Here is a 24,119-nt window from a genome sequence, read left to right as displayed (position 1 = left end):
AAATTATGAATTTTAGAAAGTCGATCGACTTACTCACCAAGGAAGCAGCAGAGAGCGGTGAGGGAACACTAAAAAGAACACTTGGGCCGGTAAACCTGGTTGCTTTAGGTATTGGAGCAATTATAGGGGCTGGCCTTTTTTCCATTACCGGTTCGGCAGCCGCCAACAATGCCGGTCCTGCTATTACCATTTCCTTTATCATTGCAGCATTAGGATGCGGTTTTGCAGGATTATGCTATGCAGAGTTTGCCTCCATGATACCTGTTGCCGGTAGTGCCTACACTTATTCGTATGCCACCATGGGCGAATTTGTAGCTTGGGTTATCGGTTGGGATCTTGTTTTAGAATATGCTTTAGGAGCTGCAACAGTTTCTATTAGCTGGAGCAGGTACTTAGTCAAATTTCTAGGATATTACGACCTTCACCTCCCGCCACAGGTAACCATGTCACCTTTTGAACATGTTACGCTATTAGATGGTACTATTGTTCATGGTATGTTTAATTTACCTGCTGTATTTATCATTGTTTTAATGTCCTTTGTATTGATTAGAGGAACAAGCGAATCTGCTTTTGTAAATGGGCTTATTGTATCCATTAAAGTGATTATCGTTTTCATCTTTATCTTCCTTGGATGGAAATACATCAATGCCGAAAATTATTCGCCATACTTTATCCCTGCTGATAAACCGGGCCACGAAAGTGTATTTATGCACGGATGGGGTGGTGTAATCAGGGCTGCCGGAATTGTATTCTTTGCCTACATAGGCTTTGATGCCGTATCAACTGCTGCACAGGAAGCAAAAAATCCGAAAAGAGATATGCCAATTGGTATCCTGGTTTCTTTATTTATCTGTACCATCTTATATATTCTTTTTGCTCATGTTATGACAGGTGTTGCCAATTACGATCTGTTTAAAGGTCAGGATGGTATTGCTCCTGTGGCTGTTGCAATTGACAATATGGGCGTTAAAAATGCAGCCGGAATTGTTACCCCAGCTTATCCATGGTTAAATAAATTAATCATTCTTGCCATCCTGGGTGGTTATGCTTCAGTAATTCTGGTGATGCTATTGGGACAATCAAGGGTATTCTTCTCCATGAGTAAAGATGGCTTATTACCTAAGGTTTTCTCAAAAGTGCACCCTAAATACAGTACCCCGGCAAAAAGTAATCTATTGTTCATGGTATTTGTAAGTTTATTTGCAGCCTTCGTACCAGCTACTGTCGTTGGTGAAATGACTAGTATTGGTACCTTGCTTGCCTTTATCCTGGTATGTATAGGTGTAGTTATTTTAAGAAAAAGGATGCCGGATTTACCGAGAGCTTTTAAAGTGCCATTGGTTCCGTTAATTCCAATTTTAGGCATAGCTGTTTGCTTAGGAATGATGGTGTTTTTACCTTTAGATACCTGGGTACGTTTATTGGTTTGGATGATCATTGGTTTAGATGTTTACCTGTTCTATGGTATGAAAAACAGTTTACTATCGGACAACAAACAAACTACCTTGATGAAAAGCACTAAAACCATTTCTTATATTGGTTTGGCTTTAGGTGTATTTTTAGTTCTGGTTGCCATTATTCACCATCACATTACAGATGGCGCTGACAGCGGATTATACTATTTCTCATTGATTTTTGCCGCTGCACATACTATTCTTTATGTAATTAAAGCGGCTACTGCCAGTAAGGTAACTGCTAAATAGCATATTTAACTTCATAAAAAAAGCTCCTGTACAAAAAAAGTGCAGGAGTCTTTTTTTTCCGTTACTTTGTATTCTAAATCTACCGCTATGGAATTCAATTTTCGTCAAATCCTTTCCACCTCAATGGTCTTATTTGCTATCATTGATATTTTGGGTGCTATTCCCATCGTAATAGAGCTTAGAAAAAAGGCAGGTCATATCCAATCAGAGAAAGCAACCATAGTAGCAACCATTTTAATGGTTCTCTTTTTATTTGCAGGAGAAACCTTACTAAAGGTAATTGGTCTGGATGTAGAATCGTTCGCCATTGCGGGCTCCATGGTGATCTTTTTTATTGCAATGGAAATGATATTAGGCTTAACCATATTTAAGGAAGGTGATGCCCCGGAAACTGTATCTATTGTTCCGTTGGCATTTCCATTGATTGCGGGTGCAGGAACCATGACTACCCTCCTGTCTTTAAAAACAGAATATGCTACTCAAAACATTATTGTCGGCATTCTGGTTAATATGTTGTTTGTTTATTTTGTTTTAAAGAATACAGAACGCTTAGAAAAGCTATTTGGAAAATCAGGCTTAAATGTTTTAAGAAAGGCCTTCGGAATTATCCTGTTAGCCATTGCCATTAAGTTGTTTAGAAACAATACAGGGCTATAACATATACCATTCATCTCTAAAACAACCATTAAAGAGAATCGCGCAATGTTAAATGAAAGGGAACATCAATATGTTCACGGGAATTTTCGCGGATCAGATTAGCGGCAAGATTTCCCATTCGGGAAAAATCTGTGGAAATGGTGGTGATACCATTCAATATGACTCGTTTTATAGGGGCCTCATTATAAGATATAATTCCAACTTGTTTTCCTATTTTCAACTTCAGCAATTGAATCCTTTCTATCAGAATCACCAAATCGTCTTCTAAAAGATTGATATAGGCTTCTCCTTCATTTATTGGCTCTTCAGCTATGTTATTGACCAAATGATAAGCAAATGCATAATGCTGACAAAATCTGGAAAATCCTTTTGCAATCTCCTTGGGGTAATAACTATTGGCCGGGAATATGAGTTTTAAGGTATGATATTTACTTAAAGAGGGGCAGGCTTCTTCCAGGGATCTATAGATATCATTTTCAAAATCTTCATATACACCCGCGTAATCTCCTGTAATACCGGGTATTCTCTTATCCAAAATGATGAGCTTTTGTTTTGGAATGGTATTGATCACTTCGTAAGCGTGGTCTTTTCCCTCTAAGAAATGTGGAATGATTACAAAATGCGAATAGCGATCTCTTTTATCTTCAAGAAAGTTCTTAAAAATTCTAAAATCATTGTTATAGATGAATAAATCGGTTGCGGCACCTTCACCTAAAGCAGATAAAAAGGAATCATAAACTATTTTTTTATAAACGCTTAGCTTATTAAAAAGCAGGCAGACCTTTAGTGTTTGTCTGAATGCAGTATCCAGGATATAAAAACCTCTACCCGGAATGGATGTTAATACACCTATATTTTTTAAATTCTTATAAGCTTTTTCGACTGTATCCCTCGAAATTTCCAGCTCATTACTAATGTCGCAAATTGAAGGAAGGATATCGTCCTTCTTAATGTGACCTGCCTCTATAGCCGACAAAATAGAGTTCGTAAGCTGGATATACTTTGGCGTTGCAGAATATTCATCAATACTGATGTATTTATAAGAATCCGTTAATTTCATGGTTATTTGGCTAGTCCTTTTCGGAACTCTAATATTACTAAAGAACAGCTAAATAGCAAGTTTATTTACGCAATCGTTCTCGGAAAGATTGCATAAATAATTATTTAAAAATTAAACGTTAAATTGACTATTATTCGTATTTTCAAACTAATTTACAGATACGAACCAAGTATATAAACCGAATTCATGCAACGCTATTCTAAATTCCAAAAGGTATTGATGGTTTTTTCCGTTTTAATCCTATTATTTTCTGAATCTTTCAATCCTTGTTTAGCCCAATCCAACCTGGTGTTTAAAGTAAAGACTGAACAACCTGCTGTAAAAATACCAGGGACCATGTGGGGTGTTTTTTTTGAGGATATCAATTTCGGTGCCGATGGGGGCATCTATGCTGAACTCATAAAGAACCGTTCTTTTGAATTTGGCAAACCACTAATGGGCTGGACCATACAGCGTAAAAAAGCTACGGAAGGCGAATTGTTGGTTGTAAACCGTAAAGATGACAACCCGAACAACCCAAGGTATCTTCAGGTTACTGTAAGTAATCCTGAACCTCGAAGCCTGGGCATTACCAATGAAGGTTTTAAAGGGATGGGGATTAAAAAGGGGCTGCGCTATGACTTTTCCATCTTGTACAGACAAACTGCTAAGGGGGTTAAACTTCATGTTGAGCTGCTTGGCAAGGACAATAAAATTATTGGGCAGGGTGAATTAGTTCCAGCTGAAAGCAGCAATACCTGGAAAAAACAAACTTCCAGTTTTTACGCCACGGAGACCGATCCTAAGGCCAGATTGACCATCTGGTTTGAAGGTAATGGAAAGATTGACCTGGATATGCTATCACTTTTTCCGGAAGATACATGGATGAAACGCCCCGGTGGATTAAGAGCTGATATGGTGCAAATGCTGGCAGATATGAAGCCTGGATTTGTACGTTTTCCGGGTGGCTGCATCGTAGAGGGTGTTGATCTGGCAAACCGTTACCAATGGAAAAAAACAATTGGACCGGTGGAAGAAAGACAAACGATGATCAACAGGTGGAATACCGAATTTCCTCACCGTGCAGCGCCAGATTATTATCAAACCTTTGGTCTTGGATTCTTTGAATACTTCCAGTTGTCAGAAGATATTGGTGCAGAACCTCTGCCCATATTGAACTGTGGTATGGCTTGCCAGTTTAACACGGGCGAGGTGGCCGCTTTAGAAGAGCTGGATCCTTATGTTAAGGATGCTTTAGATTTGATTGAATTTGCCAATGGCGATGTTGACAGTAAATGGGGAAAGGTGCGTGCAGAGATGGGCCATCCAAAGCCTTTTAATCTAAAAATGATGGGTGTTGGTAACGAAAACTGGGGACCTCAATACCTGGAACGTTTAAAGGTTTTCACAGACGCAATTAAGGCCAGATACCCAAACTTTAAACTCATCGCCAGTTCAGGCACTGATCCGGATAATGAACGTTTTCATTTTCTTAACAATAACCTCAGACAGCTGAACACGGATATTATTGATGAACATTATTACCGCCCGGCAGATTGGTTTCTGAAAAATGCAGGTAGATATGATACCTATGCTAGAAATGGGAGCAAAGTTTTTGCAGGTGAGTACGCCGTACATGCAGATAAGGCCATTATCGGCAGCGAAAGAAACAACTGGCAAAGTGCCATTGCTGCTGCAGCTTTTATGACCGGTCTGGAACGCAATGCTGAGGTTATAGAAATGGCATCTTACGCCCCTCTTTTTGCACATATTGATGCCTGGCAGTGGGCTCCGGATATGATTTGGGTAGATAACCTGAAATGTTACGGCACACCGGACTATTATGTTCAAAAACTATTTTCGTTAAATAAAGGTACCGAGCTTGCTTCAATTTTACTTGACGATAAACCTGTAACGGGGCAAGCCGGGCTTTATGCTTCCGCTGTCATTGACCAAAAGCGCAAAGAACTGATCGTTAAAATTGTGAACCATTCAGACAAATTACAGGATGCTGATTTCAGTATAGCCAATCCCAGTAAATTTATGATGAAGGGGCTTGTAGAAGAAATGACCGGCAATTCATTTACGGAGACCAATACCTTTAATCTGCCAACTGCAATTAGTCCTAAACAAACATCGGTTAAATTAAAAGACGGGCAACTCCACATGAAGCTCAAGCCTTACTCCTTTAATGTGATCCAAATCCCTTTTAAATAGTATGAACATCAATTTATAAACCAAATTATAAAACCATATAAACAGCACTTAAAATGAAATCATTACGTTTTACTCTTTTAGGCCTACTGATCCCTTTTATCAGCCCTGCTCAAAACACAACGCAATTAAATATTAAACCTGCTGACAAACAAATCATCAGCAAACATATTTACGGGCACTTTGCCGAACACCTTGGCCGTTGTATTTATGATGGTTTCTGGGTAGATGAGAATTCGACCATTCCTAATAAAGACCGCATCAGGTTGGATATTGTTGATGCTTTAAAAAAGATAAAGGTGCCCAACTTACGCTGGCCAGGAGGATGTTTTGCAGATGAATATCATTGGCGGGATGGCATTGGCCTAAGAAACCAAAGGCCCAAAATGGTAAATACCAATTGGGGTGGTGTGACGGAAGACAACAGTTTTGGTACACATGAGTTTTTGCAGCTCTGTGAAATGCTTAATTGTGAGCCTTACATTGCCGGAAACGTTGGTAGTGGTACTGTTGAAGAAATGGCGAAATGGGTGGAGTACCTGAATTTTGATGGGGTAAGTCCGATGGCTACCCTTCGTAAACAAAATGGGAGGGAAAAACCATGGAAGGTTTCATTCTGGGGTGTAGGCAATGAAAGTTGGGGCTGTGGCGGTAACATGACACCACAATATTATAGCGACTTATATAAAAGATACGCCACTTATGCGCGCAATTATGAGGGTGCTCCACTTAAAAGAATAGCCAGTGGTGCCAATTCTGAAGACTACAACTGGACAGAAACTTGTATGAAAAACATTGGGAACCGCATGTGGGGATTAACCTTGCACTATTATACCATACCTACAGGAAACTGGAAAGACAAGGGTTCGGCTACTGCATTTGATGAAAGCCAGTACTTCAATACCATGAAAAACTGCCTGAGAATGGACGAAATTGTGGCTAAGCATTCAGCCATTATGGATAAATACGATCCCTCAAAGAAGGTAGCTTTAATTGTTGACGAATGGGGAGTATGGACAAATGTAGAGCCAGGAACCAATCCCGGTTTCCTTTATCAGCAAAACAGTCTGCGTGACGCTTTAATAGCCGCCACAACCCTGAACATTTTTAACAACCATTCTGATAGGGTAAAAATGGCCAACCTGGCACAAACGATAAATGTATTGCAGGCGCTTATCCTTACCGAAAAAAACAAGATGATCCTTACCCCTACTTATCATGTGTTTGATCTTTATCAGGTGCATCAGGATGCCAAATATTTGCCGATAGATTTTGTAAGTCCTGACTATGTTTCGGGAGATAAAAAGATTCCTGCACTTAATGTTTCTGCTTCACAGGATGCCTCGGGCACCATCCATATTTCATTGGTAAACCTTGATCCAAAAAACAGCATTAAATTGAATACCGCCTTAAATGGTTTAACCTGGAAGTCTGTTTCCGGACAAATCATCACCTCAAAAAATGTTACGGATGTAAATTCTTTTACAGAACCCAATAAAGTGGGTATATCAAAGTTCAATGGTGCTAAAAAAAACGGGAACAATTTAAGTGTTGAGCTTCCGGCCCAATCTGTAGTTGTACTAGAACTTAAATCATAAGGACATGAACAAACTAAAGTACCTGTGCCTGCTGCTGTTCGCTCTGTACATACAACAGGTAAACGCACAATATCAGGTAGACAGCCCTGATCAACAATTAAAAGTTCAGGTTAGTCTGAATGGTAAAAAGCTCTATTACAACATCAGCAGAAAAGGCGTTCAGGTAATGAAAGATGCGGAGTTGGGTATTGTCAGATCTGACGAAGATTTTTCAAAGGATCTTGCATTGAATCAGGTCTCCGCAGTTTCGAGGGTAAGTGATAGTTATACGCTGAACAATGGAAAGCGACTTTTAAATCACTATGAAGCAAATAAGCGCATTTTTCATCTTCAAAATTCGGCAGGGAAAAAGATGGATATCATCTTTCAGGTATCGGATGCCGGGGTGGCATTCCGTTATTTTTTCCCGGAGCGCGATACTCAGCCTAAAACCATTACTGAAGAACGGACTTCTTTCCATTTTTTAACCGGAACAAAGGCTTGGCTGCAACCCATGGCTATTGCTAAAAGCGGATGGGAAAGCACCAACCCCTCATACGAAGAATACTATCAGAAGGAAATAGAAATTGGAAAGCCTGCGCCTACAGCTGCAGGATGGGTTTATCCTGCTTTATTCAATTACAAAGATACCTGGCTACTGGTTACCGAAGCTGGACTAGACCGCAATTACTGCGCTACGCGCTTACAACAAAATTCCCCCGATGGGAAGTACCGGGTTGGTTTGCCTGATCCCCGGGAGTCTTTCATCAACAAAACCGTTAACCCTGAATCTACATTACCCTGGTATACGCCCTGGCGGATAATTGCTGTAGGCAGTTTAAAAACAGTCACAGAATCTACTTTAGGCACCGATCTGGCCTACCCTGCTCTGGCCAAAATAGACCCCAGCGCTTTTGTAAAAGGGCGGGCTTCCTGGAGCTGGATCATCCTGAAGGACAATTCTATCAACTATGAGCTGCAAAAAAAATACATAGACTTTGCTGCTGCCATGCAATGGGAATATTGTTTAATCGATGCAGATTGGGACAGGAAAATTGGTTACGACAAAATCAGGGAGCTTGCTGATTATGCCAAAAACAAAAAAGTAGGATTATTACTTTGGTACAACTCTGCGGGCGACTGGAACACGGTAAAATACACCCCCAAAAATAAGTTGCTGACTCAGCAAGATCGTCTGAAAGAATTTGCGCTGTTAAAAGAAATGGGTATTAAAGGTATCAAAGTCGACTTTTTTGGTGGCGACGGACAACCTATGATCGCTTATTATCAGGACTTGTTTGAAGATGCAGCCAGATTTGGCTTGAGTGTAAACTGTCATGGTGCTACTTTACCAAGAGGCTGGCAGCGGACATACCCCAACCTGCTCACCATGGAATCCATTAAAGGAATGGAATTCATTACTTTCGAGCAGGCCAATGCCAATGAGGAACCGGCACATGCCACAACAATTCCCTTCACCAGGAATATTTTTGACCCTATGGACTTCACCCCTATGTGTCTTTATAAAATCCCAAAAATCAACAGAATAACCAGCAGTGCTTTTGAGCTTGCCCTGCCGGTTATTTTTCAGTCAGGCATACAACACCTTGCAGAAACACCAGAGGGAATGGCAACTGTCCCACTAGAGGTGAAAAGCTTTTTACAAAAGCTTCCGGTAAGCTGGGAAGACACAAAACTTGTAGACGGGTATCCCGGGAAACTCGTAGTAATGGCACGTAAAGCAGGCAACAAGTGGTATATAGCGGGTATCAATGGAGAAAAGACCGAAAAAACAATTCAGCTGGATCTTTCTGCTTATGCAAAAAAAGGCCGGTTAATTACCGATGGAGCAGCCGAGTTGTCATTTGCAACAAATGATATCGGACTAAAAAAAGAAACACAAATTACCATGAAACCTTATGGTGGTTTTGTAATTGTAACCGAATAAATCATCAATGATATTTAAATGAATTCAATGAATAAGTTTTTATTTACCGCAGTCCTTTATTGTACGGCCCTATTATCGGCAAATGCCCAATCTTCAAAAGACCCGTTTATATTCGCATACTTTAAAGGCAACGGAGAAGATGGTCTTCATTTAGCTTACAGCGAAGATGCCTACCATTGGAAGGCATTAAAAAATGACCAATCTTTTTTAACCCCAACAGTTAGCAAGGACAAGCTCATGCGTGATCCTTGTATTATTCGTGGGGCTGATGGTTTATTCCACATGGTATGGACGGTAAGCTGGAAAGATAAAGGTATTGGTTATGCCAGCTCCAAAGACCTGATCAACTGGTCGGAGCAGCAGTTTATTCCGGTAATGGCTAAAGAAGAGGGTGCAAGAAATACCTGGGCGCCAGAGATTACTTATGATGCTACTACCAAAACATATATGATCTACTGGGCGACCACTATTGTCGGCAAATTTCCTGAAACGGCTTCTAAAGCTGATGATGGGTACAATCACCGGATGTATTACGTGACAACGAAAGACTTTAAAACCTATTCCGAAACCAAACTCCTTTACGATCCGGGTTTTAACGTGATTGATGCTACCATTGTAAAGGACGGTGGAAGATTTGTCATGTTCCTGAAAGATGAGACCAGAGAACCCGCTCAGAAAAACCTTAAAGTTGCCTTTAGTGATCAGTTAACCGGGCCTTACTCTGCAGCAAGCGCTCCAATTACTGGCAATTACTGGGCTGAAGGGCCAACCACATTAAGAAAAGGAAATGATTGGCTGGTATACTTCGATAAATACAGGGATCATAAATATGGAGCGATCCTGTCATCGGACCTAAAGAACTGGCAGGATGTATCTGATCAAATCTCTTTACCTAAAGGTTTAAGACATGGTACAATTCTTCAGGTGAAACAAAAAGAACTTAAAAAATTACTGGCGCTATAACACGAAACACATGATCCAACACCTAAAATCCGCTTGCTTAACATTGCTGCTTGGCACGGCTTGTTTTTCTTTAGTTCGTGCACAGGAAATCAAGACCTTTAAGTCGACCGGCAACCCCATCATCAAAGATAAATATACGGCCGACCCTGCGGCCATGGTTTACGGTGATTCTGTCTATCTCTATACCGGTCATGATGAGGCGCCGAAAGGCAAAGAAAGATATGAAATGCACGAATGGCTATGTTATTCATCTGCTGATATGATAAACTGGAGAGCACATAAAGTACCGCTTAGTACAAAAGATTTTCTATGGGCAAAGGACGATGCCTGGGCTTCGCAGGTCATTGAACGTGACGGAAAGTTTTACTGGTATGTAGCCATTACACATAATACCATTCATGGCAAGGCCATTGGCGTGGCCGTATCTGATCGTCCGACTGGTCCCTTTAAGGATGCCATTGGCAAAGCGCTGATCACAAATGACATGACAACAGATACAAAGATCAGTTGGGATGATATCGATCCTACTGTCATCATAGATGATGACGGTCAGGCTTACTTGTTCTGGGGAAATACAAAATGTTATTATGCCAAACTAAAAAAGAACATGATTGAATTGGATGGTCCCATTAAAACCGTGGATATTCCTGAGTTTACTGAAGCGCCCTGGATTCACAAACGTAAAGGTTGGTATTATCTATCCTATGCTTCTCAATTCCCGGAGAAAATTGTCTATGCCATGAGCAAAAACATCAATGGTCCCTGGACTTATAAAGGGATATTAAATGAGATTGCCGGGAACTCTAACACGAACCATCAGGCCATCATAGATTTTAAAGGAAAGTCTTATTTCATCTACCATAATGGCTCAATCAATAATGATGGTGGTAGTTTTAGAAGATCAGTATGTATAGATTATCTATATTACAATAAAGATGGCAGTATGAAACGGGTAGTTATGACCACTGAGGGGGTAGAAAAAGCCAAATAGTTTTTATTTCATTAACCTTATCTCATAAATATTGGCAATTGAAGATCCTTCTTTTGCCATTATTTTTATTTCAGGGTTAGTATTCAATAGCTCCGCCGGAATCGCATATACTTCATTAAAAAACGTTGCCTCTTTTGTTCCGTCTAATGTTATGGTGGTAAGCGGTTTATTATTGATTAAAATGTCAAACATTTTGTTTTTATCCTTCCCAAAAAAGGTTAAACGCACTGTTTTTGCCGTCTGTGCTTTGTTTTTAAAGTTATAGCTGAACCAACCTGTACCGGCTCTGAAATGCCGATCCATGAATAAGCCTGCTTCTGTTTTTTCACCTTTAAAATTATGATCGGATTCTGGCTGCTGCTCACCTGTCCTCACTACATCTACAGTACGCTGTTCCAAATCGATTTCGGCCTGCTCCTTTTGTTTAATGGAGGCTAATCTTTCAGGCAGGTTTTCCTGACTGCTGTAAGGAAAATAGATGATGTAGCGGGTATCATTTAAAGTGTAAAATGGTACGAGTTTGAGATTTTTATATTTTGGCTGGTAAAATAAATCATCAGATCTTATCAGGTTATCCTTTGAACCAACAACTAAAGGCGCTTTATCTAAAGGATAGAGTTGTCCGGATGCAATGTGGCCCATCCTACTTCCATCTGCCCTTAACCCAGGCTGATCTAGTGTATCCATCGCTGCTGCCAATACAATTGGTCCGCGGACAAATGCTACCCAATCCGATTTATCCGGCAAAAACTCAGTACTGGTATGCATGGGCAGCTTTACCTTAACCACATCACCAGAATTCCATAAGCGGGTGATGCCGACATAATCATTACTATCTTTATTTATCGCTTGTTTCTTGCCATTTACATAGACTTCCATTTTATCTTTTTCTATCCAGGATGGATAACGTAAGTGAAGGGTAAAACGATTACTCCTTGCCAGCTTTAAGGTTAGCATTGTATTTTCGCTTTCGGGGAAGTTAGTTCGTTGTACCATTTCTACTCCTTTCTCTTTCCAGTTTAACGCAGAGGCGATATAAAGATTCACAAAAAGATCTTTATCAGTATGGGCGTAAATCAATTCTCCATATTTACCGTGATTTTCCAATCCGGAGCCCACACAACACCAAAAACTTTCCTGGGCCTGTGAGTATACCCGGTAATGAACGGGACGCATTGGTGTAAAATAAACAAAACCACCGTCAGGGTGTTGCGAAGAAAGAATGTGGTTATACAAGGTTCGTTCGTAATAATCCATATACTTTGACGATGCTTTTGCCAGAAACAGGTGATTGGTTAACTTAAGCATATTATAGGAATTGCAGGTTTCCGGTCCTTCCCTGGATTCCATCATGGATGAAAAATCATTAGCAGGATGAAAATGTTCATGCACACTATTTCCACCTATAGCAACGGTTCTGTTCGACACCACAGTCTGCCAGAAAAAATCTGCCGCCTTTGCCCAGGCCGAATCTGCTGAAACTTCAGCTACGCGTATAAAGCCAATCACCTTTGGAATCTGTGTGTTGGCATGTAACCCGTTTAGTGCATCTCGACTTTGCAGCAGTGGATCAAGAATTTTATGATCTGAGAACCGGCGTGCCAGTTCCAGGTATTTTTTATTCCCGGTAATTACTGCAACATTGGCAAATACTTCATTTAATCCACCATGTTCGCTTTTGAGCATGGTCTGAATTTGTTCATCTGATAAGTTGGCGACCAGTTTAACGCACCAATCCGTAAGCCGGATTAACATTTGTCTGGCTTTAACGTTACCTGTTTGGGCATAAACATCATAAAGCCCAGCGTAGATTTTATGGATGTTATATAAAGGGACCCATTTTCCATTTAATGAAAAACCGGAAGCTTTTATATTTCCATCGGCAATTTGTTTCCACATGGCCTTACCTCCCGGTATACCGCCAAGATAGCCGTCTCCATTACTGATCTGGCATTTATCCAGTTCATCCAACATATAGTCAATTCGGCTTTTTAGTTCTGCATTTCCGGTAGCTGCATACATGAAAGCAAGTGCGGATAAGTAGTGACCACCAATATGGCCATCCAAACCTGTGTTCTCCCAGTTCCCATATTGTTCGGCCTTTGGCTTTAAACCCGCTTCCTTCAGATATGGGGCCAGCAAACGATTTGCACTAAGGGATAGTATGTATTTCATATCCGTTTGCTGTGCCTGTTTAAATGGCCCATCGAGTAAACTTACCCTGCTTAATGGGAAGGATTCTAAAACTTTGCTTTCCTTTTGAGCGCTGACAGACAAGGTCAGTATTCCGAAAAATATACAGAAAAAGATTTTCATTGGCTTAATTTCCATCAGGTTTTACCACACTACTTTTCGGACTTTCCGGCCAGTGCCAGTCTTCAACAGCATCCGGTTTAGCCGGATCAAATTTAGCTTTTGGGTTGATCAGGTATTTTGCAAGATCGAGCTTAGCAGATTTTATCCCTTCAATCACACATTTGGAAATCTCGTAGGCACCATAGGTATTGAAATGTGTATTATCTGCCAGGGGTTTGTCCTGTCCCGGGTACGAGTTTGCAGGATAATGTACAAAAGCCTTTTTTGAAGACTCTTCGCCAAGGGCATTGAACAATGTTGTGGTCAGTGCATTCAAATCTATCAGTGCAACATTTTCTGAAGCTGCAACTTTACGTGCCGCATCCGGAAAATCGCCCAAAGAGTTTACAATCTTTCCATTTTCAAAAGACCTGCGGCTAGTGGATGTCACAATCACCGGAATTCCTCCCTTTTTCTTTGTTTCTATTACGAATGTTTTTAAACGTTCGGTGTATGATTTATATGCACCATCATTAGGTCCTTTATCTTTCTGATCGTTATGGCCAAATTCTATAAAAAGATAATCTCCGGACTTCATTACACTCAATACTTTCTTTAATCTTTTACTACCTATGAAAGAGCCCAATGTGAGACCTGATTCTGCATGGTTGGCAAATGACACTCCGGGTTTAAAAAAGCGTGGGATCATTTGTCCCCAGGAACCCCAAGGTTCATCATCCTGATTGACAACAGTCGAATTTCCCGCCAGGTAAACTGTAATCTGATCTTCAACTTTCGTAATTTCCATAGCTTTTAGGGCGGGCGGACCGGCAAATTCCAGCGTCAGTTTATCGTCCCAGTCTAGCTTTGTCAATTCGCGGGGCTTAAGCGCGACCTGCTCTCCATTATTGATATTCCTATCTTTTATATTTACAATAAAAGTCTTTTTTATGAACTCTCCTGCTTTGGCCGGAACGGCTTCCAGCATCAATCTGCGTGATTCGGCTTTAACTGTAGTTTGGGATGCCTTTTTCGGATCTCCAAGCGTTACCGTTATTTTATAATTTCCTTCAGGCACTTTAACAGAGAAATAAAATGGGGTGCCACTACCCGTCATAACAGTATTGAAATCAAAACCGTATCCATTTTCTTTTGAATAGCTCTGATCAGGTAAAACGCGGGTATAGCCATCAGCGATTTTGCCTGCACCAAAATCGAACTTAAATTTTACCTGTGCATGAATACCGGTGTTCCATAAAGTAAAGGCTAATAATACAGTTATAAAGGGTTTAAGGTTCATCATCATATTTGGTTGGTTTGGCAGCAAATTTATTCAGGTGAAAATTAGGAAACCCAATCCTAAAAACCAACATGGCCCATCCTGTCTGCTCAGGATGGAGCAGGTTGCAGGAACTTTAAAATGAGCTTACTTTAAGGCTTATTTCCTGTTTAAATTCACAAAACCAACCAAATGTATCTGTTTAAACGTTTATTATTATTCTTCTTATTTATTGCTCCATTTTATGTTGGGGCTCAAACCAATAAGAAAGCGCAAATTGTCCCTAAGCCACTTTACAGAGATCCTGTATATGATGGTGCAGCTGATCCGGTAGTCGTCTGGAATAAAGCTGAGCAAAAATGGTTTATGCTTTATACCAATCGCCGGGCTAAAGCGAAAGATTTGGATGGGGTTACCTGGGTGCATGGAACAAGAATAGGCATTGCAGAATCAAGAAATGGGGTTGACTGGAAATACAGAGATACTTGTGACATTCAATATCGCTTTCCTGATTACACGCATTGGGCCCCGGAGGTAATCGAAAATAAAGGTATATACCACATGTACCTGACCTACGTTCCCGGAGTTTTTGCCGACTGGAGGCACCCCAGAGACATTATCCATTTAACCAGCACCAATCTGATCAACTGGAAGTTTGAATCAAAGCTTAATTTAGCCTCAGAACGTTGCATAGATGCTTGTGTAGTTAAAATGCCCAACGGGAGCTGGCGCATGTACTATAACAATGAAATGGCAGGGAAATCTATCTATTATGCAGACAGCGATGATCTTTATCATTGGAAAGATAGTGGCAAACGTGCAATTGGCGACAGGGGTGGTGAAGGCCCTAAAGTTTTCTTTTGGAAGGATACTTATTGGATGATTGTCGACAATTGGAAAGGTTTAGGCGTATATGCTTCAAAAGACCTGACTGAATGGAAAAGGCAACCTGAAAATATCTTGCAAATACCCGGGAAAGGTGTCGACGATCAGGTGATGGGTGGACATGCAGATGTGGTGGTTAACAACGGAAGGGCTTTTATCTATTATTTTACCCATCCCGGAAGAATACCTGCCAACAAAGGTATCGACAACTATGAAACCAGACGCAGCAGTCTGCAATTGGCAGAACTCGAATACGTAAACGGAATGATTATATGTGATAGAGATAAAACCTTAAAAATAGCTTTAACCAAACCATAATAAATCTTGTGATGAAATTCAACTTTATATTTCCCTTATTTTTCCTGATTCAATCCTTTGCATTTGCACAATCCGAGAAAACAGTACGTGTGACCTATAATTTTAATCCAGGTTGGAAATTATATGTAGGTGATGACAGCACTGCTAAAGCACCCAACTTTGATGATTCAAACTGGAAGACCATTACCCTGCCACATGCCTGGAATGAAGACGAAGTCTTTAAAAAATCTATAGAAGAGTTACCCACCGGCATTTCCTGGTACCGCAAACATTTTAAAATTCCGGCATCAGCTACAGAAAAAAAGGTTTTTCTGGAATTTGAAGGTGTCCGTCAGGCAGGAGAGTTCTATTTAAACGGAAAATTTATTGGTCGCCATGAAAATGGTGTTATGGCCTTTGGCTTTGACATTACTGATGTTGTCTATCCCTCGGGCCAGGAAAATGTTTTGGCCGTACGTATTGACAATGCCTGGAATTACAAAGAAAAAGCAACCAACTCAGGCTTCCAGTGGAATAATAAGAACTTCAATGCCAATTATGGTGGACTTTCTAAAAATGTACGCTTACACATTACCGGTAAGTTATACCAAACCTTGCCTTTATACAGTATGTTAAAAACAACAGGTAATTACATTTACGCTGAGCATTTTGATATCCCTGGCAGATCTGCTACTGTAGTTGCAGAATCTGAGGTTAAAAACGACGACAAAACTGCGCTGTCGGTTCAGTATGAGGTAGAGATCAGGGATGCCGAAAATAAGCTGGTAAAGACTTTTATAGGAGATCAGGCCACTATTAATCCAGGTGAAACAAAAACCCTTACTGCCCGGGCTGCACTTAGCGGTCTTAACTTCTGGAGTTGGGGCTACGGCTATCTATATTCTGTAGCTACGAGGTTAAAATCAGGTGGTCGTGTGATCGATGAAGTAACTACCAAAACAGGCTTCCGAAAAGCTGAATTTAAAAATGGTATGGTCTATTTGAATGATCGTGTATTGATGATGAAGGGTTATGCACAACGTACCAGCAATGAATGGCCAGCCGTTGGTCTTTCTGTTCCTGCCTGGATGAGTGATTATAGTAATCAACTCATGGTTCAAAGTAATGCAAATTTGGTGCGGTGGATGCATATCACCCCATGGAAACAAGATGTTGAGTCCTGCGACCGTGTAGGCTTGATTGAGGCCATGCCGGCTGGAGATTCAGAAAAAGATGTTGAAGGTGTACGATGGGATCAACGCAAAGCTGTGATGCGTGATGCCATCATTTACAACCGGAACAATCCGAGCATTCTCTTTTATGAATGTGGCAATGAGTCGATCAGTGCGGCACATATGCAAGAGATGAAAGACATCCGCAATCAATATGATCCATATGGTTACCGCGCTATCGGATCACGCGAGATGCTGGACATTGACCAGGCCGAATATGGTGGGGAGATGTTGTATATTAACAAAAGCGCAGTGAAGCCGATGTGGTCTATGGAATACTCCAGAGATGAGGGATTAAGAAAATATTGGGATGAGTACACTCCTCCATTTCATAAAAATGGGGCTGGTCCATTGTATAAAGGTGCCGATGCCAGTGATTACAACCGCAATCAGGATTCTCATGCCGTAGAGAGCGTTGCACGCTGGAATGACTACTACCAAGAACGCCCTGGCACGGGGACTCGTGTCAGTTCGGGTGGTGTAAATATCATTTTCTCTGATTCAAATACACACCACCGCGGAGAAGAGAATTACCGGAGAAGTGGTGAAGTGGATGCAATGCGTATTCCAAAAGATGGTTACTACGCCCATCAGGTGATGTGGGATGGCTGGGTTGAGCCTAAAAAGACCGGCATTCATATCATGGGCCACTGGAACTATAAGGAAGGCGTAAAAAAAGATGTCTATGTAGTTTCGACTGGTGATAAGGTTGAGCTTGTATTAAACAATAAATCGCTGGGTTATGGAACACTAAGTGATGGCTTTCTGTACACCTTTAAAAATATTAGCTGGAAACCTGGAATTTTGAAAGCGATCTCTTATAGTACCGATGGCAAGAAATTAGCTGAAACCGAATTAAAAACAGCGGGGACTCCTGCTGCGCTACGCTTAACGGCTATTAAAAATCCTACCGGATTTAAAGCTGATGGTGCGGATGCAGTTTTAGTAGAGGTTGAAGTCATTGATCAGGATGGTAACCGTTGTCCAACTGCTCTTAATTTAGTGAAATTTGCACTTTCGGGGCCAGCAGAATGGCGTGGAGGAATTGCACAGGGACCGGACAACTATATTTTGGCTAAAGAACTTCCGGTTGAGTGTGGGGTAAACAGGGTAATTATCCGATCGACCACTACGGCTGGTAAAATTGATTTAAACGCAACTGCAGATGGATTAAAGGCTGCTTCTATTTCCTTTACATCATTGCCATTTAAAGTTGAGGATGGACTTGCTACTGCACTGCCTTCGGATGGTTTGAAATCGGATTTAACAAGAGGTGCTACACCGGCTGGCCAATCATATACGGTTACCCGCAAAGCTGTAAAGATTATTGCTGCTGATGCGGGTGCAAACGCAGACAAAGCAAAGCTAAGTTATGATGACAATGAGCTAACCGGCTGGGCCAATGATGGTCAGATTTCGACAGCATGGATAAAATATACTTTAGCTAAAGAAAGTATGGTTACAAGTGTGGGTATGAAAGTTAATGGTTTCAGGACTAAAACCTATCCGATCCGTATTCTGGTTGACGACAAAGAGGTTTTTAATGGCAATACAAAACCAGGACTAGGTTATTTCACGGCAGTATGTAAGCCTGCTAAAGGTAAGACGGTGACCATAATGCTAAATCATACCGGAGCAGTTAAAAACAATGGCAATTTTGGTGTTGAAATGAATGGAAAGAACCTGGATGATGGTATTAAAACGGCCAATTCTAATGCTAAAGGGGCATTGAGTATTATTGAAGCAGATATATTTGAGAACCCATAACGGACATTTTAAAATGTATCCAAATAATAAGGGAGTTGCAGTTTGCAACTCCCTTATTATTTGGAATTTTATTACTATTATGATCACCAATTGGGATTCTGTATCGCAGCTTTTTCTGCCGGTGTAAGCGGCTGATTATTTTTATAAATCACATCAAGAAAGAGTTGCGGAAGTGGTCGCAGGTAATGTTTATTGGCAAGTGGCTTCGCCTCATCATTGAATGCTGTTGCCCGTGCCACTAATGTTTTAGTCCGGGCAAGGTCTTCCCAACGCATCAATTCTCCCATCAATTCTCTGGAACGTTCATTTAAAATAAAACTCACAAACTTATCAAGCTGAGATGTAGCACCAACTTTGTCATAGAATTCCTTATTCGAATTAAAAATATCATTCTCACTATTCAAATGCATTGAACTTAATGTAGTTGCAGTAGTCGTAGCCAGGTTATTGGATTCAAAATAACTATTTTTATCAGAATAAGAGACAAATTTAGCCGTATTGGCTACCGGGTTATTTTTATAAGCAATTCCACCGTCTACATAAGCTGCACGATCTTCGCCCTCTTTATAGGCAGCGCGGTCTCTAACTTTATTGAGATAAGGTATGGCACTTCCAAATTGCCCCAATCTGCCATAAGCTTCTGCAGCAATCAAATAGGTTTCAGCTAACCGGGCCAAAATACCATCTCGTTGTCCAGGTTGTGCAGCTACTAAATTACGGGATCCATCCATAAATTTAGAAAGCGCTACATATTGACTCAGCCCATAATTACCATGACCACCTAGCATATTTTGGGCCTGACCATTAAAATACCGAACATACATAGATGGTGCCCGCATAGTAATATTTGCCGCCGTATATCTGCTATCACCTGCATTATTTACAATATATCGTATCGATTCCTCCCCACCAGCAAATTTAGGTTTGCCCACCAGATCCGGGCTAGGAGCAGTTACAGCAGTCCAAAGTGGCGCTCCATTAGGGTTATTGCAGAGATAGGTTGTTTTAAAGCTCTTCCAAAATCTGGAATCATTTACACGGTCATAAATATCCAACGCATAATCGGTTGAGCGCAACCTCTGAAACTCCCGATCTCCAGGGATATCACGCACCATACCCGGTAAAGTTTGATAAACCGAAGGGTAATATAAATGGACCTGATTACCATAACGTCCTTGTGTCGCAACGTTGTCAGAAAATTGGGCTGCTAAAATAATCTCTTTGTTGTTTTCATTAGGGCCGTTTACCGCAGTAAAATTCCAAAGGTCTTTAAAATCAGTAGCCAGTATACAGCCACTACTGTTAATCACCAGGTCGGCATACTTAATTGCATTGTTTAAATCAGCCGTCTTGGTATCACCATTCCAATCGTTATTAAGTTCACTGGCCCTAAATAAATAAGCCTTCGCAAGGAAATGCGCCGCAGCCCATTTGGTAATTCTTCCGGGCTCTGCGGCTGCAGCAGGAAGCAAGTTGTATGCCTGAATAAAATCCTGGATAACCTGTTCGTAAGTCTCCTTTGCTGAAGTACGTGTAAATTCCAACTCCACAGTCGTAGAAGGCGTTAATTTTAAAGGAACTCCTCCATATTGCTTTACCAGTTTAAAATAATCAAAGGCACGCATAAAATAACCTTCTCCCAAACGAGTATTTTTATTTGCTCCATTTCCATAAAACAATGGAATATTCTGGATCACAATATTTGCAGAGTTGATATTGCCATACATATTATCCCAAACACTACTTACATCCCCATTTAATGAATTTAAATTGGCATCATAAGAATTCCACATTTGTTCTGTCCGATCTCCACCTACTGTAAATTCATCTGTGCCATAATTGGTTGTTGAGTATGCCCACTCGTAATTAAAGTGGAACCTAAGGCTTTGATACATCCCTATCACCAACCCATCTAAACCATCAGGTTTTTCAAAATCCTGGGTATTCTTGGCTGTGATCATATTTTCGTCAAGAAAACTTTTCTTACAAGAAGTTGGTAGCACCAAAAAACAGGTCAGCACAAAGCTGATATATACTAATTTCGATATCTTTTTCATGATCAATCTTTTATCTATTATCAATTAAAATCCAACATTCAAGCCCAGCACAAAGCCTCTGTTAAAGGTTGAGTTACCTGTATCAGGATCAATCCAATCTACTTTAGAATAAATTAAACCAGGATTTAAAGCCTGGGCATAAACCTTCACTTTCGATAGTGTCAGTTTTTTACATAAAGCATCCGGCAAATAATAACCTAAAGAGATGTCCCTGATTTTAATAAAGGAACCACTCTGATAGTTCATTGAACTTTTATAGGGATCTCCGGCTGCACTACCAGTATTGGGCGCAGGATAATCGTTTGTAGGATTATTTGGGGTCCAGTAATCAACTACACGTTGAGCAAAACGACCCTGCAAAGATTCGGCACCTGCTTCAATTTGATAGCCCAAACGAGAGAATATAAAGCATGTTAAATCAAAATTCTTATAACGAAAGGTATTTGACATCCCACCAACCCAATCAGGATTAGCATGGCCTACAATCTGCCGGTCATTGTTGGCATCAATTTTATAGTCCCCATTCAAATCTTTAATTCTAATATCTCCCGGTTTGAATGTATTTCCATTGGCTTTAAATTTTGCAATTTCGGCCAAATCTTCAGGGGTATTTTGCCAGATTCCAATCTTAACATAATCATAGTAGACTTTTAGTCGCTGATTGATAAACCATTTATTACCTATATCGTCAATCTTCCCGTTCGCTAATTGTACAATCCGATCTCTGTTTGCTGATAAACTTAAAGTAGTGGACCAGGTAAAATCATTCTTTTTAATGTTGACCGTATTCAGTGTCAATTCAATCCCCTTATTAGCGGTGGCACCTATATTTACAAGAGATTGGGTATAACCATTAATAGAAGGAATAGATTTCATCAACAATAAATCCTTTGTCCGGGAGGTATATAAATCCAGTGCCCCGCTAACTCTTCCCTTTAAAATTGAAAAATCTAAACCAAGGTTATATTGTGTGGTATGTTCCCATCCTAAACCATGATTCGGTAATGGAATTGGTTTTGCCAATGAAGCATCAGAAGCTACATAACCTGGTTGCACCGAACTTCCAAAGGTATAATATAGCGTTTGCAAGATTCCTAGTGTTGAATATGGTTCAACAGCAGCATTCCCTGTACTTCCCACTCCTAATCTAACTTTAAATTGATCGACCCAGCTAATTCCTTTCATAAAATCTTCCTGATCTATACGCCAAGCTAAAGCTGCAGATGGAAAGAAATCCCATTTATGTCCATCTGCTAACACAGATGCACCATCCCATCTGCCAGAAACTGTTAACAAATATTTATTATTATAACTATAATTAAAGCGTCCCATATAGGAAACCAATGTAGATGTAATTAATCCAGAACTAAAACCATCTAAAGCGCTTACCGAATTTAACTGATACCACAATTGACTGTTGTAGGGTAGTTTTGTGGCCTTCATGTCTGATGTTTCCTCCCGATTTGAAGAAGAACTTTGAAGTAACGTTAGTCCAAAATCATGCTTACCCAGGGTTTTATTATAATAGAGCAAATGATCAAGTGTATAAGATAGCTTGGAATTTTGAGTTAACTGTGCAGAATTAGTAGAACCAGGCTCGCCCCCACCTCTAAGAATAGAATGTTCATCCATCCACCTTCCATTATTATAGTTATAGAAATCCGGTCCAAAATTCACCCGATATTTTAGGCCATCCATAATGGTTACTTCCGCATAAAGAGAGCCCATAGTACGCAATACTTTTCGCAGATTAATATTATACTTATCTTCACCAAGTGGATTTAAAATATTAATATCGCCACCCGGCAGATTAATCCTGTTGCCATTATCAGCAAAGGGAACAGTAAAAGGTAACATTGCCTGGGCAGCGAGATAAAGACTTGCCGGGCCCGTATTACCAGATGGAGTAGCATAACCATAATTCTGAAGTCCATACGCAACATTTACACTTCCCCCCATGCTAAACCATTTCACCGGTTTAATATCGACACTAAAATTTGAGCTATAGCGCTTGTAATCCTGGCCCAATTGTGTACCGAGCTGCGACAAATAACCAAAAGAACCATATGCTTTTATCTTTTCAGTTCCACCACTAACGCTTAAATTATGGTCCTGAGAAACACCTGTTCGCAGAACCATGTCCCCCCAGTCCGTTGTAGGAACCAAACTACCGTCAAATGTATCACCTACCCAACCTTTAAGTACATTAGCATAGGCGTAAGGATCCTGACCAAACAGCAGTTTATCGCTTGCTTGTGTAGGCGTAGTTACCTTATTCGCATCCCGTCGGAATTGGATATACTGTGCAGAGTTCATCATTTCTGTACGGTCATGCAGTTTTTCAATCGTACTAGTTCCTGCATAGTTCAATGAAAGACTACCTGTTTTACCTCTTTTCGTCGTAATGATAACCACACCATTCGCACCTCTTGATCCATAAACAGCTGTGGCAGATGCATCTTTTAAAATATCGATGGCTTCTATGTCATTTGGATTGATAGCTTCAATACCACCTGCTGCCAATGGAACTCCATCTACCACATATAATGGCACGTTCGTTGCAGTTAATGAACGGGCACCTCTGATCAAGATTTTTCCAACCTCACCTGGGCGTTCATTTGAAGTAACATCAACCCCTGCTGCTTTACCCTGTATAGCCTGCAAAGCATTTGCAACCGGCCTTGATCTGATGTCTTCAGCACTCACACTCACTGTCGCACCAGTCAAATCGGTCTTTTTTACTTGATTATAGCCAACCACTACAACTTCATTAAGACCGGCCACTGCACTTTTTAACTGGATATTAATCCTTGTTCTCCCAGATACAGCAACTTCCTGGGAAAGAAATCCCAGATAAGAAACTTCTAGCACAGCATTTGATACCGAAGCAGGAATGGTAATTGAAAAATCACCTGAACCTGTTGTGGATGTACCAATCCTGGTACCTTTAACCCGTATACTCACGCCCACCAATGCCTCCCCATTTTCATCAGTGACTTTTCCCGTAACAATTGCGTCAACCAATGCCTTGTTTACTTTATAGCTGTTTTCTGCCGCCTGAATTTTTTTTGGCAGCACAGCGATCAAAATCAGCTGACTGATTAACAACAATATACAATAACGTAGTTTATTATCATTTTGTAAATAAAATATCATAATTTGAAATGTTTTTTATTCTCGTAAAGATTTAGACAATAGAAAGCCACAGCACCCAA

At 40.5% G+C, this 24,119-nt stretch carries 14 protein-coding genes; 9 read left to right on the top strand and 5 right to left on the bottom strand.

What is annotated here, in order from left to right:
• Positions 1–5 precede the first annotated feature (5 nt).
• Together P0Y49_03420 and P0Y49_03415 are read left to right on the top strand one after the other, a co-directional pair.
• Entirely contained in the window at positions 6–1,703 is a 1,698-nt protein-coding gene (locus tag P0Y49_03420; GenBank protein WEK20199.1) for an amino acid permease, read from the top strand.
• An 87-nt stretch (positions 1,704–1,790) separates the two neighbouring features.
• Positions 1,791–2,360, top strand: a complete 570-nt coding sequence (locus tag P0Y49_03415; GenBank protein ID WEK20198.1) for a MarC family protein — start codon at positions 1,791–1,793, stop codon at positions 2,358–2,360.
• Between the two features lie 28 nt (positions 2,361–2,388).
• Here the strand turns inward: P0Y49_03415 and P0Y49_03410 are convergent, their stop codons facing one another.
• The gene (locus P0Y49_03410) at positions 2,389–3,420 is read right to left on the bottom strand and encodes a GntR family transcriptional regulator (GenBank protein ID WEK20197.1); all 1,032 of its coding nucleotides are present in this window, start codon (positions 3,418–3,420) and stop codon (positions 2,389–2,391) included.
• Between the two features lie 186 nt (positions 3,421–3,606).
• On the opposite strand from P0Y49_03410, the gene P0Y49_03405 reads away from it, so the two are divergent.
• From P0Y49_03405 to P0Y49_03385, 5 genes are read left to right on the top strand one after another with little or no spacing between them, the layout of a single operon-like run.
• On the top strand, positions 3,607–5,616 hold the full coding sequence (locus P0Y49_03405; GenBank protein ID WEK20196.1) for an alpha-L-arabinofuranosidase C-terminal domain-containing protein: 2,010 nt from the start codon (positions 3,607–3,609) through the stop codon (positions 5,614–5,616).
• A gap of 53 nt (positions 5,617–5,669) precedes the next feature.
• Positions 5,670–7,211 (top strand): alpha-L-arabinofuranosidase C-terminal domain-containing protein, encoded by a 1,542-nt coding sequence (locus tag P0Y49_03400; protein WEK20195.1) that lies wholly within the window; start codon positions 5,670–5,672, stop codon positions 7,209–7,211.
• Between the two features lie 4 nt (positions 7,212–7,215).
• On the top strand, positions 7,216–9,138 hold the full coding sequence (locus P0Y49_03395) for a glycoside hydrolase family 97 catalytic domain-containing protein (protein WEK20194.1): 1,923 nt from the start codon (positions 7,216–7,218) through the stop codon (positions 9,136–9,138).
• A 27-nt stretch (positions 9,139–9,165) separates the two neighbouring features.
• Positions 9,166–10,101: a glycoside hydrolase family 43 protein gene (locus P0Y49_03390; protein ID WEK20193.1), complete on the top strand. Its 936-nt coding sequence runs from the start codon at positions 9,166–9,168 to the stop codon at positions 10,099–10,101.
• 10 nt (positions 10,102–10,111) lie between these two features.
• A complete protein-coding gene (locus tag P0Y49_03385) occupies positions 10,112–11,092 on the top strand; it encodes a glycoside hydrolase family 43 protein (GenBank protein WEK20192.1) in 981 nt (326 codons plus the stop codon).
• A gap of 3 nt (positions 11,093–11,095) precedes the next feature.
• Here the strand turns inward: P0Y49_03385 and P0Y49_03380 are convergent, their stop codons facing one another.
• Both P0Y49_03380 and P0Y49_03375 read right to left on the bottom strand, forming a co-directional pair.
• Positions 11,096–13,423 carry a glycoside hydrolase family 127 protein gene (locus tag P0Y49_03380; protein ID WEK20191.1) on the bottom strand — a complete coding sequence of 776 codons (2,328 nt, stop codon included), beginning with the start codon at positions 13,421–13,423 and terminating at the stop codon, positions 11,096–11,098.
• Positions 13,413–14,693: a rhamnogalacturonan acetylesterase gene (locus P0Y49_03375; GenBank protein ID WEK20190.1), complete on the bottom strand. Its 1,281-nt coding sequence runs from the start codon at positions 14,691–14,693 to the stop codon at positions 13,413–13,415. The genes P0Y49_03380 and P0Y49_03375 overlap by 11 nt, the downstream gene beginning before the upstream one ends.
• A 165-nt stretch (positions 14,694–14,858) precedes the next feature.
• Between P0Y49_03375 and P0Y49_03370 the strand changes: the two genes are divergently transcribed.
• Positions 14,859–15,869 carry a family 43 glycosylhydrolase gene (locus P0Y49_03370; protein WEK20189.1) on the top strand — a complete coding sequence of 337 codons (1,011 nt, stop codon included), beginning with the start codon at positions 14,859–14,861 and terminating at the stop codon, positions 15,867–15,869.
• An 11-nt stretch (positions 15,870–15,880) separates the two neighbouring features.
• Positions 15,881–18,847, top strand: coding sequence for a DUF4982 domain-containing protein (locus P0Y49_03365; protein WEK20188.1), 2,967 nt, complete (start codon positions 15,881–15,883; stop codon positions 18,845–18,847).
• An 83-nt stretch (positions 18,848–18,930) separates the two neighbouring features.
• Here the strand turns inward: P0Y49_03365 and P0Y49_03360 are convergent, their stop codons facing one another.
• Together P0Y49_03360 and P0Y49_03355 are read right to left on the bottom strand one after the other, a co-directional pair.
• Positions 18,931–20,904, bottom strand: coding sequence for a RagB/SusD family nutrient uptake outer membrane protein (locus tag P0Y49_03360; protein ID WEK20187.1), 1,974 nt, complete (start codon positions 20,902–20,904; stop codon positions 18,931–18,933).
• 24 nt (positions 20,905–20,928) lie between these two features.
• Entirely contained in the window at positions 20,929–24,060 is a 3,132-nt protein-coding gene (locus P0Y49_03355) for a TonB-dependent receptor (GenBank protein ID WEK20186.1), read from the bottom strand.
• Positions 24,061–24,119: the final 59 nt, after the last annotated feature.

The sequence above is a fragment of the Candidatus Pedobacter colombiensis genome, assembly GCA_029202485.1.
GTDB lineage: Bacteria > Bacteroidota > Bacteroidia > Sphingobacteriales > Sphingobacteriaceae > Pedobacter > Pedobacter colombiensis.
Note: the sequence above shows the minus strand (reverse complement) of the source record. Positions and strands in the feature narration are given on the sequence as shown.

Coding starts and splice junctions, on each gene's coding strand:
- P0Y49_03385 (WEK20192.1), top strand. CDS start 10,112: ATGATCCAACACCTAAAATCCGCTTGCTTAACATTGCTGCTTGGCACG.
- P0Y49_03355 (WEK20186.1), bottom strand. CDS start 24,060: ATGATATTTTATTTACAAAATGATAATAAACTACGTTATTGTATATTG.
- P0Y49_03410 (WEK20197.1), bottom strand. CDS start 3,420: ATGAAATTAACGGATTCTTATAAATACATCAGTATTGATGAATATTCT.
- P0Y49_03405 (WEK20196.1), top strand. CDS start 3,607: ATGCAACGCTATTCTAAATTCCAAAAGGTATTGATGGTTTTTTCCGTT.
- P0Y49_03415 (WEK20198.1), top strand. CDS start 1,791: ATGGAATTCAATTTTCGTCAAATCCTTTCCACCTCAATGGTCTTATTT.
- P0Y49_03360 (WEK20187.1), bottom strand. CDS start 20,904: ATGAAAAAGATATCGAAATTAGTATATATCAGCTTTGTGCTGACCTGT.
- P0Y49_03390 (WEK20193.1), top strand. CDS start 9,166: ATGAATAAGTTTTTATTTACCGCAGTCCTTTATTGTACGGCCCTATTA.
- P0Y49_03400 (WEK20195.1), top strand. CDS start 5,670: ATGAAATCATTACGTTTTACTCTTTTAGGCCTACTGATCCCTTTTATC.
- P0Y49_03365 (WEK20188.1), top strand. CDS start 15,881: ATGAAATTCAACTTTATATTTCCCTTATTTTTCCTGATTCAATCCTTT.
- P0Y49_03420 (WEK20199.1), top strand. CDS start 6: ATGAATTTTAGAAAGTCGATCGACTTACTCACCAAGGAAGCAGCAGAG.
- P0Y49_03380 (WEK20191.1), bottom strand. CDS start 13,423: ATGGAAATTAAGCCAATGAAAATCTTTTTCTGTATATTTTTCGGAATA.
- P0Y49_03370 (WEK20189.1), top strand. CDS start 14,859: ATGTATCTGTTTAAACGTTTATTATTATTCTTCTTATTTATTGCTCCA.
- P0Y49_03375 (WEK20190.1), bottom strand. CDS start 14,693: ATGATGATGAACCTTAAACCCTTTATAACTGTATTATTAGCCTTTACT.
- P0Y49_03395 (WEK20194.1), top strand. CDS start 7,216: ATGAACAAACTAAAGTACCTGTGCCTGCTGCTGTTCGCTCTGTACATA.